1 protein-coding gene is annotated in these 507 nt (G+C 68.2%); it reads left to right on the plus strand.

Annotated features, from left to right (window positions below):
- On the plus strand, positions 1-507 hold a 507-nt coding region (locus AACY19_RS27035), incomplete at both ends, for an MFS transporter (RefSeq protein WP_339454560.1).

Raw genomic sequence — 507 nt, forward strand, 5'->3', positions numbered from 1 at the left:
TTACGGCTGGGTGATGGTCGGCGTGACCTTCCTCGCCTCGCTGATCAGTGCAGGCACGGTCGGCGCCCCGGGCGTCTTCATCGTGCCCCTGCAGAAGGAGTTCGGCTGGAGTACGGCGGAGATCTCGTCGGCGCTCTCGATCCGGTTCGTGCTGTTCGGCCTGATGGCGCCGTTCGCGGCCGCCCTGCTCAACCGCTACGGCCTGCGCAACGTCACGCTGACGGCGCAGCTGATCGTCGTGTCCGCCCTGATTCTCTCGCTCGGCATGACCGAGGTCTGGCAGCTCGTGCTGCTGTGGGGCGTCGTGATCGGCATCGGCACCGGCATGACGGCGCTGGTGCTCGGCGCCACCATCGCCACGCGCTGGTTCGCCGCAAGGCGCGGGCTCGTGGTCGGCATCCTGACGGCGAGCGTCGCCACCGGACAGCTCGTGTTCCTGCCGCTGCTGGCAAGCCTCACCGAACGCTATGGCTGGCGGCTCGCGCTGGGTTTCGTCTGCATCATGCT

The organism is Pseudomonas sp. EA_5y_Pfl2_R50, from assembly GCF_963970475.1.
Taxonomy (GTDB): domain Bacteria; phylum Pseudomonadota; class Gammaproteobacteria; order Pseudomonadales; family Pseudomonadaceae; genus Aquipseudomonas.